15 protein-coding genes are annotated in these 15,309 nt (G+C 41.0%); 14 read left to right on the forward strand and 1 reads right to left on the reverse strand.

Translation table 11 applies throughout. From position 1 onward, the window contains the following. Positions 1-3 precede the first annotated feature (3 nt). The 13 genes from cyoB to HHA42_RS09735 all read left to right on the forward strand — a co-directional run bounded on the left by cyoB (position 4) and on the right by HHA42_RS09735 (position 12,812). Complete coding sequence (gene cyoB, locus HHA42_RS09675; RefSeq protein ID WP_168461399.1) at positions 4-1,992, forward strand: cytochrome o ubiquinol oxidase subunit I; 1,989 nt, start codon at positions 4-6, stop codon at positions 1,990-1,992. Between the two features lie 3 nt (positions 1,993-1,995). After that, positions 1,996-2,616, forward strand: coding sequence for a cytochrome o ubiquinol oxidase subunit III (cyoC, locus tag HHA42_RS09680; protein ID WP_168417472.1), 621 nt, complete (start codon positions 1,996-1,998; stop codon positions 2,614-2,616). Beyond that, positions 2,616-2,942, forward strand: coding sequence for a cytochrome o ubiquinol oxidase subunit IV (locus tag HHA42_RS09685; RefSeq protein WP_004973158.1), 327 nt, complete (start codon positions 2,616-2,618; stop codon positions 2,940-2,942). Before cyoC ends, HHA42_RS09685 begins: the two co-directional genes overlap by 1 nt. A gap of 10 nt (positions 2,943-2,952) precedes the next feature. Then, positions 2,953-3,831 (forward strand): heme o synthase, encoded by an 879-nt coding sequence (gene cyoE / locus HHA42_RS09690; protein WP_168417473.1) that lies wholly within the window; start codon positions 2,953-2,955, stop codon positions 3,829-3,831. Between the two features lie 331 nt (positions 3,832-4,162). Next, positions 4,163-4,552, forward strand: a complete 390-nt coding sequence (gene rpsF / locus HHA42_RS09695) for a 30S ribosomal protein S6 (protein ID WP_168417474.1) — start codon at positions 4,163-4,165, stop codon at positions 4,550-4,552. An 11-nt stretch (positions 4,553-4,563) separates the two neighbouring features. Then, on the forward strand, positions 4,564-4,791 hold the full coding sequence (rpsR, locus tag HHA42_RS09700; protein WP_004719336.1) for a 30S ribosomal protein S18: 228 nt from the start codon (positions 4,564-4,566) through the stop codon (positions 4,789-4,791). 9 nt (positions 4,792-4,800) lie between these two features. After that, positions 4,801-5,247 (forward strand): 50S ribosomal protein L9, encoded by a 447-nt coding sequence (rplI, locus tag HHA42_RS09705; RefSeq protein WP_004973150.1) that lies wholly within the window; start codon positions 4,801-4,803, stop codon positions 5,245-5,247. Positions 5,248-5,467: 220 nt separating this feature from the next. Continuing rightward, positions 5,468-6,913, forward strand: coding sequence for a replicative DNA helicase (gene dnaB, locus HHA42_RS09710; RefSeq protein WP_168417475.1), 1,446 nt, complete (start codon positions 5,468-5,470; stop codon positions 6,911-6,913). 44 nt (positions 6,914-6,957) lie between these two features. Further along, the gene (alr, locus tag HHA42_RS09715) at positions 6,958-8,034 is read left to right on the forward strand and encodes an alanine racemase (protein WP_168417476.1); all 1,077 of its coding nucleotides are present in this window, start codon (positions 6,958-6,960) and stop codon (positions 8,032-8,034) included. A 478-nt stretch (positions 8,035-8,512) separates the two neighbouring features. Beyond that, a complete protein-coding gene (gene phbB / locus HHA42_RS09720) occupies positions 8,513-9,259 on the forward strand; it encodes an acetoacetyl-CoA reductase (RefSeq protein WP_168526305.1) in 747 nt (248 codons plus the stop codon). A gap of 50 nt (positions 9,260-9,309) precedes the next feature. Then, positions 9,310-9,654, forward strand: coding sequence for a phasin family protein (locus tag HHA42_RS09725; protein ID WP_019384921.1), 345 nt, complete (start codon positions 9,310-9,312; stop codon positions 9,652-9,654). Positions 9,655-9,778: 124 nt separating this feature from the next. Beyond that, complete coding sequence (locus tag HHA42_RS09730) at positions 9,779-11,551, forward strand: class I poly(R)-hydroxyalkanoic acid synthase (protein ID WP_168461396.1); 1,773 nt, start codon at positions 9,779-9,781, stop codon at positions 11,549-11,551. 82 nt (positions 11,552-11,633) lie between these two features. Then, the gene (locus HHA42_RS09735) at positions 11,634-12,812 is read left to right on the forward strand and encodes an acetyl-CoA C-acetyltransferase (RefSeq protein ID WP_168526307.1); all 1,179 of its coding nucleotides are present in this window, start codon (positions 11,634-11,636) and stop codon (positions 12,810-12,812) included. A gap of 154 nt (positions 12,813-12,966) precedes the next feature. Here HHA42_RS09735 and HHA42_RS09740 read toward each other — a convergent pair whose 3' ends face one another. Then, the gene (locus HHA42_RS09740; RefSeq protein WP_154320684.1) at positions 12,967-13,566 is read right to left on the reverse strand and encodes a hypothetical protein; all 600 of its coding nucleotides are present in this window, start codon (positions 13,564-13,566) and stop codon (positions 12,967-12,969) included. Between the two features lie 407 nt (positions 13,567-13,973). Here HHA42_RS09740 and HHA42_RS09745 point away from each other — a divergent pair, with 407 nt between their 5' ends. Continuing rightward, positions 13,974-14,972: a WYL domain-containing protein gene (locus HHA42_RS09745; protein ID WP_168417480.1), complete on the forward strand. Its 999-nt coding sequence runs from the start codon at positions 13,974-13,976 to the stop codon at positions 14,970-14,972. Positions 14,973-15,309: the final 337 nt, after the last annotated feature.

Below are 15,309 nucleotides of genomic sequence, written 5' to 3' on the forward strand. Positions count from 1 at the left end.
GACATGAGCTTATTAGGTAAGTTAGGTCCAGATGCAATTCCTTACGATCCAATCGTATTGGTTACTGTTGCAGCGATGATCTTAGGTGGCCTTGCAGTTGTTGCTGGTATTACCTACTTCAAAAAATGGGGCTACTTGTGGAACGAATGGTTCACATCTGTAGACCATAAAAAAATTGGTATCATGTATATCTTTGTATCTGTAGTCATGCTTCTTCGTGGCTTTGCAGATGCGATCATGATGCGTCTTCAGCAGTTCCTTGCAAAAGGTGGTGGTGAAGGTTATTTACACCCAGAACACTATGACCAGATTTTCACCGCTCACGGTGTGATCATGATCTTCTTCGTGGCAATGGGTCTTGTTGTTGGCTTAATGAACATCTCTGTACCATTACAGATTGGTGCTCGTGACGTAGCCTTCCCATTATTGAACTCTTTAAGCTTCTGGTTATTTGCTGGTGCTGCGGGTCTAGTAATGGTTTCACTTGCATTAGGTGAATTCGCTGCAACTGGTTGGATGGCTTATCCTCCACTTTCAGGTATCGAATACTCTCCAGGTGTTGGTGTTGACTACTATATTTGGGCACTACAGGTTTCTGGTCTAGGTACGCTATTAACGGGTGTTAACTTCTTCGTTACCATCATCAAAATGCGTGCGCCTGGCATGAAACTTATGGACATGCCTATTTTCACTTGGACATCATTAGTTACTTCGGTACTTATCATTGCAACTTTCCCAGTTTTAACTGCGACAATTGCGATGTTAACGCTTGACCGTTACTTCGGTTTCCACTTCTTTACCAACGACATGGGTGGTAGCCCAATGTTGTATGTAAACTTGATTTGGACATGGGGTCACCCAGAAGTATATATCTTAGTATTACCAGCATTTGGTATTTACTCTGAAGTAACTGCGACTTTTGCGCGCAAAACTTTGTTCGGTTACAAATCAATGGTGTACGCAACCGTTGCAATTGGTGTGTTATCACTTGTTGTATGGGTTCACCACTTCTTTACCATGGGTGCAGGTGCCAACGTTAACGCGTTCTTCGGTATCATGACCATGATTATTGCGATTCCTACTGGTGTGAAAATCTTCTCTTGGTTATTCACTATGTACAAGGGTCGTATTACCTACACTACCCCAATGCTATGGACACTTGGCTTCCTTGTGACTTTCGGTATCGGTGGTTTAACAGGTGTATTAATGGCAGTTCCACCAGCGGACTTCCTTGTACACAACTCTTTATTCTTGATTGCTCACTTCCATAACGTAATTATTGGTGGTGTTGTATTCGCGATGTTCGCAGGTATCATTTTCTACTGGCCAAAAATGTTTGGTTGGAGACTGAATGAGACTTGGGGTAAAGCAGCATTCTGGTTCTGGTTCTTCGGTTTCTACTTTGCATTCATGCCGTTGTATATCCTTGGTTTCATGGGTATGACACGTCGTTTGAATACTTATGACAACCCTGAATGGGATCCGTACTTGTCAATCGCGTTCTTCGGTTCTGTGTTAATTGCTATCGGTTTATTCTGCTTCGTTATGCAGATCGTAGTTGGTTTCTTACAACGTAACCAACGTTTAGACCTTACAGGCGATCCATGGGATGGTCGTACGCTTGAATGGGCGACTTCTTCTCCAGCACCGTTCTATAACTTTGCTCACCTTCCAAAGATCAATGGTATTGATACTTTCTGGACTGACAAAGAAAATGGTGTTGCATACGCGCGTCCAACGAAGTATGAAGACATCCACATGCCAACCAACCGTGCAGCTGGTTTCATTATTGCAATGTTTATTACAGTAATGGGCTTCGCGTTAATCTGGCATATTTGGTGGTTAGTATTCGTTACCTTTATCGCTGCAATCATCAGCTTCATCGTGAGTTCATTCACGAAGAAAGTGGACTACTATGTTCCTGCTGCTGAAGTTGAGCGTATTGAAAACGAACGCTATGCGATCCTTGAAAAACACTTGAAGAAGGACTAAGACATGGCTGAAGTACTTCATCACGACAACCACGGACACGATGAGCATCATCACCACGATGATACCGACATCACCGTCTTTGGTTTCTGGACCTACTTGATGAGTGACCTTGTAATTTTCGGTACACTCTTCATCGCGTTCGCTGTATTAAGTAGCCACGTTCCAGTAGGCACTCCAACAGCTCAAGATTTGTTTGGCGAGTCATTAGGCTTCGTTCTTACAGAAACTTTTGCCCTGTTGATTTCTTCTGTAACTTTCGGTTTTGCCGTTTTAGCTGCTTACAAGAAAGATGTTGCTAAGGTTTTAACTTGGTTAGGTATTACCTGGATTTTCGGTGCGATCTTTATTGGTATGGAACTTTATGAGTTCAACCATTTAGTTCATGCTGGTCATGGTCCAAGTGTAAGTGCGTTCTTATCTGCGTTCTTTACTTTGGTTGGTACGCACGGTATTCACGTAACTTCAGGTTTAGTTTGGATGATCGTGTTAATGATTCAAATCAAGAAATATGGTTTGACTCTTCCTAACATGCGTCGTTTAGCTTGCCTAAGCTTGTTCTGGCACTTCCTTGACATCGTTTGGATCTGTGTATTCAGCGTAGTTTACTTGATGGGAGTTCTCTAATGAGTCACGATCACAACTCTGCTGGTGCATCACACGGTAACACTAAGCAATATACGATTGGCTTTATCCTATCTGTTATTCTTACCATTATTCCTTTTGGTATGGTAATGGCAGGTGGTTTTGGCCGTGGTATTTTGATCACTGTTATTTCGATTACAGCAGTTGCTCAGATTCTTATTCAATTAATTTATTTCTTGCATATGAATTCTTCTTCAGAGCAACGTTGGAACGTGATTGCATTCGTGTATACCATTCTGACCATTGCCATCCTTTTGGTTGGTTCTGTATGGATCATGAACTACCTACACTACAACATGATGATCTAAACTGGTTGTCATGCTGAAAAAGTATTTATTCCTGACAAAGCCAGGAATTCTCTTTGGTAATTTCATTACCACTTTGGGTGGCTACTTTGTAGCTGCCCAAGGTTCTGTAGATTTCCTTCTCCTACTGCTTACTCTGCTTGGTACAACACTTGTTGTCGCCTCAGGATGTGTGGTCAACAATATTATTGACCAAGACATCGACCAAAAAATGCAACGCACACAAAACCGTGCATTAGTGAAAAAAACTGTTTCTGTTCCAATTGCGCTGATTTATTCGGTTGTATTGGGCTTAATCGGTTTTAGTATTTTATGGTTTGGAGTTAATGCATACGCTTTTCTTTTTGCGCTGATTGGTTTTGTCGTATATGTGGGCTTTTATAGCCTATGGACAAAGCGCACAACAATTCATCAAACCATTATTGGCAGTATTTCAGGCGCAAGCCCACCTGTCATTGGTTATACTGCGGTTGCAAACCAGTTTGACTTAGCTGCACTGCTGATCTTTCTAGGCTATGCACTTTGGCAAATGCCCCACTCCTGGGCAATTGCAATTTACCGCTTTGATGATTACAAAAATGCCAATATTCCAATTTTGCCAGTAGCGCGTTCCATACTGCGTACCAAAATTGAATCACTGATTTATGTCATGTTGTTTACTATTGCCATGAACGGACTGTTTGTATTTGGTTATGCAAACTGGCTGTATTTGGTTATTTTAAATGCGTTCTGCATCTATTGGTTGTATTTGGGCATTATTGGTTTTAAAGCAGAAAATGATCAATTATGGGCAAAACGCTTTTTCCTATTTTCGGTTATTTTAATTACTGTTGTGAGCCTATGTTTTAGCTTTACGGCAACTGCGCCAACCACGCAAATCATACTTTTTTAAAAGATAGAGTTCCGCTCTATCTTTTAATGGAGTACCTGCCCTCTTTTCACACGCTGTACTTTTCTAGAATTTTTTCATTTTCTTCAATAAAATTTTCAATATACTAACTTTATAAAAGTTAGCTACATACTATTATTCATTTATTTCATCCATTAAACCAATAGATTCTGCTAATAAACAAATCTCGCGATCATTACTCACACAAAGTCTTGTATTTACTTGGCAAAAGCACTAAAATTCACGCTTCGCAATTTTGCGACACAACTTCGGTTGTGACTCCTTGCTTCTGATTAAATTAGTCAGGGGCTGCATAAACCGTAAGGAGCTGACAATGCGTCACTACGAAATCGTACTTTTGGTACACCCAGACCAAAGCGATCAAGTTGTGGGTATGGTAGAACGTTACCTAACTCACATCAAAGAAGCTGAAGGTCAAATTCACCGTTTAGAAGATTGGGGCCGTCGTCAATTGGCTTACCCAATTAACAAAATTCACAAAGCGCACTACATTCTTATGAACGTTGAATGTGGTCAAACTACGCTTGATGAGTTAGAAGAATTGTTCCGTTATAACGACGCGATCCTTCGTAGCTTAATCATCCGTCGTGAAAACGCTATCACTGAAGAGTCATTATTGGCTAAGAGTGCTGAAGAAAAACGTGCGCGTAAAGCTCAACGTGAAGAAGCACAACAAGCTAACCAAGACTCTGCTGAAGCTTAAGGAGAACATCAATGGCACGTTTTTACCGTCGTCGCAAGTTCTGCCGCTTTACAGCTGAGAACGTTACGTACATCGACTACAAAGATATCGATACACTAAAACAGTACATCACTGAAAATGGCAAGATTGTTCCTAGCCGTATTACAGGTACTAAAGCTCGTTACCAACGTCAATTAGCGCTTGCTATTAAACAAGCTCGCTACTTAGCGTTGATCCCTTACACTGACAATCATAAGTGAGGTTGAGCTGTGGATATTATCTTATTACAACGCATTAAGAACCTTGGTAAATTAGGCGATAAAGTTTCAGTTAAAGCTGGTTACGGCCGTAACTACTTAATCCCTCAAGGTAAAGCAGTTGCTGCTACTGAAGCGAACACTGCTGCTTTTGAAGCTCGTCGTGCTGAACTTGAGAAGCAAGAAGCTGAAATTTTAGCTGCTGCTCAAGCACGTGCTGACCAATTGAACGAAGTTAACATCGTAATCACTGCTAAAGCTGGTGATGAAGGTAAACTATTCGGTTCTATCGGTACTCGTGACATCGCAGACGCGTTAACGAATGCTGGTCTTGAAGTTGACCGTGCAGAAGTTCGTTTACCAAACGGTGCGCTTCGTCACACTGGTGAATTCAACATCGCAATCCAATTGCACCATGATGTTGTTGCTGAAGTTCTCGTTACTATCGTATCTGAGTAATTTTACGCAAAAAGAAAGAGCATGCTTAACGCATGCTCTTTTTTTGTCTTTCATATTTACCCCGCCTTTTCTAATTCGCATTTGACTTATCCTTCGCCAAAATCTACTCGCTTTTTTTTCTAGAGGGCGTATCATCGTGAAGTGGAAAGTAGCTTGAGTTTTAAGTTCTCTCCCCCATGTATTATTCAGCGATTTACTGTTTTAAAAATCAGGGATTTATATGTCACAGGCGAATGCCAGCGCAAAGCAACATACTACAAAGTCTGATCTAAAACCGAATGAGAACAGCCCCTTAAAAGAGTTCCGCACACCACCGCACAACCTAGCCATTGAGCAAGCTGTTTTAGCGGCATTAATGACTGTGGCCGAATCTTTTGAGCAAGTGGGTGATGTCTTACAAGAATCTGATTTTTATGCAACGCGCCACAAATATATTTTCCGTGCGATTGATTCTCTTTCTAAAGAAAACTCGCCTTATGATGCCGTATTGGTAAATGACTGGCTCATTAAACAGAATTTGCTTGAAGCCGCAGGTGGCGAAGAATACTTGATGCAACTCATGGCAGATTCACCTTCTAGTTTTTATAACCTAGAAACCTATGCCACGAAAATTAAAGAATTCTCTACTCTTAGAAATATGATTAAAGTTAGTTCTGAAATTTTACAAAATGCCTATGACACTAAAGGCCGTAGTGTCAGTGAAATTTTAGACTTAGCCGAAACTAATATTTTCCAGATTGCTGAACAACACAATAACAATGCCAAAGCGCAAGGCCCTAAAGCAATTTCCAGTGTTGTTGCCGATGTATTTGACAAGCTAGATGAGCTTTCCAAAATGGAAGGCAACATTACAGGCTTAACTACGGGCTTTGTAGAGTTAGACAATAAGACCTCAGGGATGCAAGCGGGTGACTTGATTATTGTTGCTGCACGTCCATCTATGGGTAAAACCACTTTTGCTATGAACTTGGTCGAAAGTGTCTTGTTCAATAATGACTTACCTGCCCTTGTGTACTCAATGGAAATGCCTGCTGATTCAATTGCGATGCGTTTGATTTCTGCTTACGGTAAAGTGCATCAAGGCAATTTACGTTCAGGTAAACTCAGTGGCGATGAATGGTCCAAAGTCACAGGTACGATTTTGCAACTGCAAGAAAAGCATTTGTATATTGATGACTCTTCTGCCCTACCACCAACGGAAGTTCGTGCACGTGCACGGCGTATAGCCAAACAACATGGCGGTAAAATCGGTTGTATCATGGTCGATTACTTACAATTAATGAAAGTCCCTGGCATGGGTGATAACCGTGTTGGTGAGATTTCAGAAATTTCACGTAGCTTAAAAGCTTTGGCCAAAGAAATGAACTGCCCTGTGATTGCTTTGTCGCAGTTGAACCGTTCTTTAGAAAATCGACCAAATAAACGCCCCGTGATGTCTGACTTACGTGAATCTGGTGCGATTGAGCAGGATGCTGACTTGATCATGTTTATTTACCGTGATGAAGTCTACAATAAAGAATCTAAAGAAGCAGGTACAGCCGAAATTATTATTGGTAAACAGCGTAACGGCCCAATTGGTACGGTACGTTTGGCATTTGAAGGCCAATACACCCGTTTTAGTAACTTATCCCCTGAGTATTATGCTCAGTACGATGATGAGGAATAATCCCCAGCATCATTATTTTCACAGACCCTGTAGGAGTATTTAGGGTGCGCCAAGCAACAGTTTATATTGACAGTCAGGCACTGCAATATAATTTAAACCGTGTCAAACAACTTGCCCCAACAGCGAAAATTGTCAGCATGGTCAAGGCCAATGCTTACGGACATGGTGTAAAAGACTGCTTAGCAGCCTTAAAAGACAGCGATGCCTTTGGTGTCGCTTGTGTGGAAGAAGCTTTAGAAATCCGTGAATTAGGATATACACAGCCCATTACCCTCATTGAAGGCGTTTTTGCCAAACATGAAATGCAGCAAGTCTTGGCACACAAACTTGAATGTGTGGTGCACCATCAAGCCCAGCTAGATTGGTTACTGCAGCACAAAGCCGATTATATTGCACAAGGCTTAAAGGTTTGGGTCAAACTCAACAGCGGTATGAATCGTTTAGGTTTCAAAATTCCAGAAATTATAGATGTAATTCAGATGCTGAAAGCTGAAGGGTTTACTTGTGTATTGACCATGCACTTTGCCAATGCCGATGGTGATCATGCATTAAATGATCAACAGGTCGCCCAATTTTTGCATGTCAAAGACAATTGCCATCCAATTTTAGCTTCATGCTGTAATTCTGCTGCAATCTATCGTTACCCTGAGTTGCATTTTGACTATGTACGCCCTGGCATCATGCTATATGGCGCAACGCCTTTTGCTGCCCACAATGTGCATGCTCTCGATTTAAAACCAGTGATGACGCTCAGTGCAGAAATTATTGCTCTGAATCAAATAGATGCTGGCGAGCATGTGGGCTACGGCTCAACCTTTACCGCAGAACAAAGCATGCAGATTGCCATTGTTTCAATTGGTTATGGCGATGGCTATCCACGCACATTTACGCAGCCGAATTTTGTGGCGATCGGCTCAAAACTTACACCTGTCCTTGGGCGTGTGTCTATGGACATGATTGCCATTGATGTGACTGGTTTAAATGTCGATTTAGGCACGCAAGTTGAGTTATGGGGCAAGCACCGTTTAGTAGATGATGTTGCTACAGCCAATGGTACGATTGGTTATGAACTCCTCTGTCGTTTAAGCCCACGTCCGCAACGTAAAACAACTGCACTTTAAATATTCTTTATATAGCTTTGTTAAATGGCATGTAGCTAGATCGCTACATGCCATTTCATTTTAATATGTCTATCTAAGTGAATAATTCAACTTTAAATCCATCCTCAACATTACAACGCACTTCAAGCACAACAACTATTAATTGCACATATTAAAAAATCTAAATCCAAATAATCTGCTCGCAGTATGTATTTTAACTGTCATATATCTACAACTTATAGCAAACCCTTATTTGCACCAGTTCTCTGAACTTTGCTGCGTCCTGCACGATGAATCAATAACTTCACTGTAGCTGCTTGTTCAAATCCTTACATGCTGCCGTTTCTTCCTCAAGATATTTCCAATATTTGTTTACTTTTGACTTTAAAGCATCATCAAACTGCAGTCTGTTCGCAATATAAAACGCTTAATTTCTAAACAAGAATAAAGAGGAAAAACTTCTTATTTTTTATAACCTTATTCTGCTTAGGAAAACAACATGTCTGAACAAAAAGTAGCTTTAGTGACGGGTGCATTAGGTGGTATTGGCAGTGAGATTTGCCGTCAACTGGTTACAGCAGGCTATAAAATTATCGCAACGGTTGTACCACGTGATGAAGACCGCGAAAAACAATGGCTTCAAAGTGAAGAATTTCAAGACAGCGATGTACGCTTTGTCTTAACGGATTTAAATAACCACGAAGCGGCAACAGCAGCTATTCAAGAAGCAATTGCTGCTGAAGGTCGTGTCGATGTGCTGGTCAATAATGCAGGCATCACCCGTGATGCAACTTTTAAAAAGATGAGCTATGAACAGTGGTCACAAGTCATTGATACCAACTTAAAAACATTGTTCACAGTGACTCAGCCCGTGTTTAACAAAATGTTAGAACAAAAGTCGGGACGTATTGTCAATATCAGCTCAGTCAACGGTTTAAAAGGTCAGTTTGGACAAGCCAACTACTCTGCGACCAAAGCCGGCATTATCGGTTTTACCAAAGCCTTAGCTCAAGAAGGTGCACGTTCAAATATTTGTGTAAACGTGGTTGCGCCTGGCTATACCGCAACACCAATGGTTACTGCCATGCGTGAAGATGTGATTAAAAGCATTGAAGCACAAATTCCTCTACAACGTCTTGCTGCGCCAGCTGAAATTGCCGCTGCTGTTATGTACTTGGTCAGCGAGCACGGTGCGTACGTGACAGGCGAAACCTTATCGATTAATGGCGGTTTATACATGCACTAAACCGTGCAGCCCCTATTTTCATTTACAAGTTTATTTACTGGAGTTACACCATGCTATACGGCGACTTATTCTCAAATATGAATGCACAATACAAAAACGTATTTGAACCGTACACAAAATTCAACAGCTTAGTGGCTAAAAACTTTGCTGACTTAACCAACCTACAATTAGAAGCAGCACGCAACTATGCCAACATTGGTCTAGCGCAAATGTTTGCCAATAGTGAAGTTAAAGACATGCAAAGCATGGTGAATTGCACCACCAAGCAATTAGAAACCATGAACAAACTTAGTCAGCAAATGATTGAAGATGGCAAAAAGTTGGCAACACTAACGACTGAATTCAAATCGGAATTTGAAAAGTTAGTTAGCGAATCTATGCCTAACAATAAATAACACTGCTCTGAAAACCATGCGTTATCAGGACGAATGTTACGGGGAAGTGTGAAAATTTCCCCGTTTTAGTTTCAGCCCTGCACTCAATTTGATTGCTAAAAGCCATGTGCTATGGAGCGATGAAATGAACCCGAACTCATTTCAATTCAAAGAAAACATACTACAATTTTTTTCTGTACATGATGACATCTGGAAAAAATTACAAGAATTTTATTATGGGCAAAGCCCAATTAATGAGGCTTTGGCGCAGCTCAACAAAGAAGATATGTCTTTGTTCTTTGAAGCACTATCTAAAAACCCAGCTCGCATGATGGAAATGCAATGGAGCTGGTGGCAAGGTCAAATGCAAATCTACCAAAATGTGTTGATGCGCAGCGTGGCCAAAGATGTAGCACCATTTATTCAGCCTGAAAGTGGTGATCGTCGTTTTAACAGCCCATTATGGCAAGAACACCCAAATTTTGATCTGTTATCACAGTCTTATTTACTGTTTAGCCAGTTAGTGCAAAACATGGTAGATGTGGTCGAAGGCGTTCCAGACAAAGTTCGCTATCGCATTCACTTCTTTACCCGTCAAATGATCAATGCGTTATCTCCAAGTAACTTTCTGTGGACTAACCCAGAAGTGATTCAGCAAACCGTCGCTGAACAAGGTGAAAACTTAGTCCGTGGCATGCAGGTTTTCCATGATGATGTCATGAACAGCGGCAAGTATTTATCTATTCGTATGGTGAATAGCGACTCTTTCAGCTTGGGCAAAGATTTGGCGTATACCCCTGGTGCAGTCGTCTTTGAAAATGACTTTTTCCAATTATTGCAATATGAAGCAACTACTGAAAATGTATATCAAACCCCTATTCTAGTCGTACCACCGTTTATCAATAAATATTATGTGCTGGATTTACGCGAACAAAACTCTTTAGTGAACTGGTTGCGTCAGCAAGGTCATACGGTCTTTTTAATGTCTTGGTGTAACCCAAATGCCGAACAGAAAGAACTGACTTTTGCTGATCTCATTACACAAGGTGCAGTAGAAGCTTTGCGTGTAATTGAAGAAATTACCGGTGAAAAAGAGGCCAACTGCATTGGCTACTGTATTGGCGGTACGTTACTTGCTGCGACTCAAGCCTATTACGTAGCAAAACGCCTGAAAAATCACGTAAAGTCTGCGACCTATATGGCCACCATTATCGACTTTGAAAACCCAGGCAGCTTAGGTGTATTTATTAATGAGCCTGTGGTGAGTGGTTTGGAAAACCTGAACAATCAATTGGGTTATTTCGATGGTCGTCAGTTGGCAGTTACCTTCAGTTTACTGCGTGAAAATACGCTGTACTGGAATTACTACATCGAAAACTACTTAAAAGGTAAAGAACCTTCTGATTTTGATATTTTATATTGGAACAGCGATGGTACGAATATCCCTGCCAAAATTCATAATTTCTTATTGCGCAATTTGTATTTGAACAATGAATTGATTTCACCAAATGCCGTTAAGGTTAACGGTGTGGGCTTGAATCTATCTCGTGTAAAAACACCAAGCTTCTTTATTGCAACGCAGGAAGACCATATCGCACTTTGGGATACTTGTTTCCGTGGCGCAGATTACTTGGGTGGTGAATCTACCTTGGTTTTAGGTGAATCTGGACACGTAGCAGGTATTGTTAATCCTCCAAGCCGTAATAAATACGGTTGCTACACCAATGCTGCCAAGTTTGAAAATACCAAACAATGGCTAGACGGCGCAGAATATCACCCTGAATCTTGGTGGTTGCGCTGGCAGGCATGGGTCACACCGTACACTGGTGAACAAGTCCCTGCCCGCAGCTTGGGTAATGCGCAGTATCCAATCATTGAAGCGGCACCAGGTCGCTATGTTTTGGTAAATTTATTCTAATCGGTCATATAACAACAGCCATGCACATGCTATATATCATGTGCATCCACAGAAACATGAACACAAAATTTAAGGATATAAAATGAAAGATGTTGTGATTGTTGCAGCAAAACGTACTGCGATTGGTAGCTTTTTAGGTAGTCTTGCATCTTTATCTGCACCACAGTTGGGGCAAACAGCAATTCGTGCTGTTTTAGACAGTGCCAATGTAAAACCTGAACAAGTTGATCAGGTGATTATGGGCAACGTACTCACGACAGGCGTGGGACAAAACCCTACACGTCAGGCAGCAATTGCTGCTGGCATTCCAGTACAAGTGCCTGCATCTACCCTGAATGTAGTCTGTGGTTCAGGTTTGCGTGCGGTACATTTGGCAGCACAAGCCATTCAATGCGATGAAGCCGAGATTGTGGTCGCAGGTGGTCAAGAATCTATGTCACAAAGCGCACACTATATGCAGCTGCGTAATGGGCAAAAAATGGGTAATGCACAATTGGTAGACAGCATGGTGGCTGATGGTTTAACCGATGCCTATAACCAGTATCACATGGGTATTACCGCAGAAAATATTGTAGAAAAACTGGGTTTAAACCGTGAAGAGCAAGATCAACTTGCATTGACTTCACAACAACGTGCTGCGGCAGCTCAGGCAGCTGGCAAGTTTAAAGATGAAATTGCCGCAGTCAGCATTCCACAACGTAAAGGCGAGCCTGTCGTATTTGCTGAAGATGAATACATTAAAGCCAATACCAGCCTTGAAAGCCTAGCAAAACTACGCCCAGCCTTTAAAAAAGATGGCAGCGTAACCGCAGGTAATGCTTCAGGCATTAATGATGGAGCAGCAGCAGTACTGATGATGAGTGCAGACAAAGCGGCAGAATTAGGTCTTAAGCCATTGGCACGTATTAAAGGCTATGCCATGTCTGGTATTGAGCCTGAAATTATGGGGCTTGGTCCTGTTGAAGCAGTGAAGAAAACCCTCAACAAAGCAGGCTGGAGCTTAGATCAGGTTGATTTGATTGAAGCCAACGAAGCATTTGCTGCACAAGCTTTGGGTGTTGCTAAAGAATTAGGCTTAGACCTAGATAAAGTCAACGTCAATGGTGGTGCAATTGCATTGGGTCACCCAATTGGGGCTTCAGGCTGCCGTATTTTGGTGACTTTATTACATGAAATGCAACGCCGTGATGCTAAGAAAGGCATTGCAACCCTCTGTGTTGGGGGTGGTATGGGTGTTGCACTTGCAGTTGAACGTGACTAAGTACACCATTGCATCGAATCTTGAAACTTGATTAAGATTGACAATAAATTCAATACATAATGGGAGCTCAGGCTTCCATTATTTTTTTAGATGCATGCTGGAGTGAATAGCCACCGATTTTATCAACAAGTTCAAAGCAGGATGAATCGGTGCTTTAATCCACAGAAAGTAAATGCTGAATGTGGTCGCTAAAATGATAAAAATTCATGCTATCAGGTTGTTGTTTAAGTTGCTGCCATGCTTCAGCCAGTGATAGCCAACCTAAATCTTTGAGCAATTGCACAATAATTTCCACTTGCGCTACTGTCATGTCCTTAGATTGTTTAAGTCGGATTTGTCGATCTAACTCTTCCAATTTTTGCCCCAATTGAAAGAATAAAAAAATATTTTGCGGCTCAGCTTCTAGAACATCGTGGCAGTCTTGCACCACATCACAAATATAAGCAGCATTGTCACGGGCATTTCGAATGAGGCGTATCAATTCTGTATAGGCTTGAGGTGATAACACATCTGCTAAATTATGAATTTTTACGCTACTTTGCTGGAATTGCATGGCAAATGACGCGGGTTGCTCTTCATTTAAAATTAGCTCATTTAGAGATGCAGCATCAAAAGCAGGTAAACAAAAAGCATGTGCATAGCTTAAAGCAGCCGCATTTTGTTTAAAGGGAAATTGCTGACATAAATATTGAATACGGGTTAAATAGCGGGCTAACCAAAAAATTTCTCGTGCATCGCTGCTAGATAAATTCACGGTTGATTGTTCCTCCTTATTTCAAGTTAGGTTTTGTCCAAATTGTGTGCTTAATTAAACTACAGCACCATAAGGCAATACGTGTTTTTATTTACATAAACCCACCTCAAACACACAAGAAAAAGACTTGACCTTACTTAAAGCATACAGTTTAAGCTTGCTTATTAAAAAGCACCCTCTCAAATCACCCGAAATTCTGAGTTGTCTTGCATCAATCACATACTTTTTCACATAGTTTAATCTAATTTAAAATACGTTAATCCTCTGAACTCACTGCATAGATGCATGATCTGAATATGTACTGCACCGCCCTTTTTGAGTAAAAAACTTGCTAAACATTCTAAGTTTTCTTATTGTGTTAACACTCACGTTCTGACTCATTTAAAACGACCAAGCAAATACTGAATATGTCTATACAAGAAAAAGAAACATCGAATAGTTTATATCGCCAATGGCAAATTTTATCGCGACTCTCTACAGGTAAATGGATGGGTACGCGTGAATTACACGATGTCTTGCAACGTGAAGGCATTGACATCAGTTTGCGCACCATTCAGCGTGACTTAAACCAAATTTCGCAGCGCTTTCCTATTGAAAGTAACGGTACCGTGCCACAAGGTTGGCGTTGGCGATCAGATGCACCTATTCAAAGCTTGCCACACATGACCAGCTCACAAGCGGTCACCTTTATGATGGTCGAAGAACATTTAAAACACTTGTTGCCACCAAGTCTGATTGAAGAAATGAACCCTTGGTTTGATTTGGCACGGCGTAGTTTATCTACGCAAAATAATGTTCGCCAATGGATTAACCGTGTACGGATTGTGCCTGCAACACAACCCTTAATTCCACCACTGGTAGACCGTAATGCGCAGCAAGCAATTTATGAAGGCTTGCTACAAGACAAACAACTGGAATGTATTTACCAATCACGCAGCAGTTCAGGTGAAGAAAAAACCTATGTGCTAAATCCTTTGGCACTGGTACAAAAAGGCGCAGTCATTTATTTAATATGTACCCGCTTTGATAAAACAGATATTCAGACCTTTGCCCTGCATCGTTTTAAAGCCGCAAAAGTTTTAGATTCACGCGCATTACACCCTGTCAATTTTGATATTGATGCTTATATTGAATCTGGCGAACTGGGCTTCAGAGTCAATTTCAGCAAAGCCACAGAAAATATTCAGCTCAAACTGACCATGCAAAAAGCTGATGCAATTTACTTTGATGAAAGTCAGTTAAGTAAAGACCAGACCATTGAAACACTGGAAAATGGTGATGTATTGGTAACAGCCACTGTCCCTTTTACCTCGCAATTGGTTTGGTGGTTACGCAGCTTTGGTAAAAAGTTAATTCAAATTGAGCCTGCTGAAGTAGCGACTGCAGTGCATCAAAGCAATGAATGATAAACTGAGAAATAAAAAGGTCCCAAATACTGGGACCGTTAGTTTTATATTTATTATTTAAATTTTGTTGTTAGAGCTGCTGATTTAAAATTTAGACCTAACTTGGCATTGCGTTTATTTAGCATACCAATTCAGCCGTATTATAACGAATCTTTTTTAAAGTCATGTTTTACTCCTATCTATGTTGATAAAAGCCACTTTAACTGTTCTCGTCCCTGCCGTGAAATCATAATATTCGTAGTATAAATCTTTTATTTTCTTAACCTGAGTTCGATATAAAAAAAGAGTAGAAAAAAAGCCCTGTTTTTGTAACATATTGGTTCTCAAGACAAAATGT

The sequence above is a fragment of the Acinetobacter sp. A3 genome, assembly GCF_012371415.1.
GTDB lineage: Bacteria > Pseudomonadota > Gammaproteobacteria > Pseudomonadales > Moraxellaceae > Acinetobacter.

Bases quoted from the DNA above. Each gene is read 5' to 3' on its own strand.
- HHA42_RS09730 (WP_168461396.1), top strand. From the start codon at position 9,779: ATGAACCCGAACTCATTTCAATTCAAAGAAAACATACTACAATTTTTT.
- cyoB (WP_168461399.1), top strand. From the start codon at position 4: ATGAGCTTATTAGGTAAGTTAGGTCCAGATGCAATTCCTTACGATCCA.
- dnaB (WP_168417475.1), top strand. From the start codon at position 5,468: ATGTCACAGGCGAATGCCAGCGCAAAGCAACATACTACAAAGTCTGAT.
- cyoE (WP_168417473.1), top strand. From the start codon at position 2,953: ATGCTGAAAAAGTATTTATTCCTGACAAAGCCAGGAATTCTCTTTGGT.
- phbB (WP_168526305.1), top strand. From the start codon at position 8,513: ATGTCTGAACAAAAAGTAGCTTTAGTGACGGGTGCATTAGGTGGTATT.
- rpsR (WP_004719336.1), top strand. From the start codon at position 4,564: ATGGCACGTTTTTACCGTCGTCGCAAGTTCTGCCGCTTTACAGCTGAG.
- rpsF (WP_168417474.1), top strand. From the start codon at position 4,163: ATGCGTCACTACGAAATCGTACTTTTGGTACACCCAGACCAAAGCGAT.
- HHA42_RS09745 (WP_168417480.1), top strand. From the start codon at position 13,974: ATGTCTATACAAGAAAAAGAAACATCGAATAGTTTATATCGCCAATGG.
- cyoC (WP_168417472.1), top strand. From the start codon at position 1,996: ATGGCTGAAGTACTTCATCACGACAACCACGGACACGATGAGCATCAT.
- HHA42_RS09725 (WP_019384921.1), top strand. From the start codon at position 9,310: ATGCTATACGGCGACTTATTCTCAAATATGAATGCACAATACAAAAAC.
- HHA42_RS09685 (WP_004973158.1), top strand. From the start codon at position 2,616: ATGAGTCACGATCACAACTCTGCTGGTGCATCACACGGTAACACTAAG.
- HHA42_RS09735 (WP_168526307.1), top strand. From the start codon at position 11,634: ATGAAAGATGTTGTGATTGTTGCAGCAAAACGTACTGCGATTGGTAGC.